General features: G+C 78.3%; 1 protein-coding gene. It reads left to right on the top strand.

Going from position 1 to position 457, the window contains the following annotated elements; all coding sequences use genetic code 11:
• Positions 1 to 71: 71 nt before the first annotated feature.
• Positions 72 to 457, top strand: a 386-nt coding sequence (locus ACOV8S_RS08415; protein ID WP_448317048.1) for a LysE family transporter, incomplete at its 3' end; no start/stop codon positions are given.

The raw sequence follows: 457 nt of genomic DNA, 5'->3' as shown, positions 1-457 counted from the left end.
GGGCGGGCACCCGTACCCGGGGCCGCACGCGCCGGCCGCGGAGTGCGGGCCGGGCGATGGAGGGAGAGCGGATGTCGGTCGACCTCGTCGGTTTCCTGGGGGTGGTGCTGGTGGCCTACCTGGTGCCCGGCCCGGACTTCCTCGTGGTGGTGCAGGCCGCCGCCGCCCACCCGTCCAAGGGGCGGGCGGCGGCCCTGGGCGCGCAGACCGGGCTGTGCGTGCACATGCTCGCCGCCGCGGTCGGGCTGTCGGTGATCGCGGCCCGCAGCCCGGTGGTCTTCGAGGCGGTCAAGCTGCTGGGCGCGGCGTACCTCGTGTACCTCGGTGTCCGGGCGGTGCTGGCGGCCCGGCGGGGCGCGCAGGCACGGGCCGCCCGGCGTGAACCGGCCACTCCCCCGGCCCGCCCCGGTTGCGGCTCCGGCGATGCGGAGACCGAGGCCGGTACGGGGGCCTGTGC

The sequence above is a fragment of the Streptomyces sp. CO7 genome, assembly GCF_053474865.1.
This window is presented reverse-complemented; position numbering and strand designations above follow the sequence as displayed.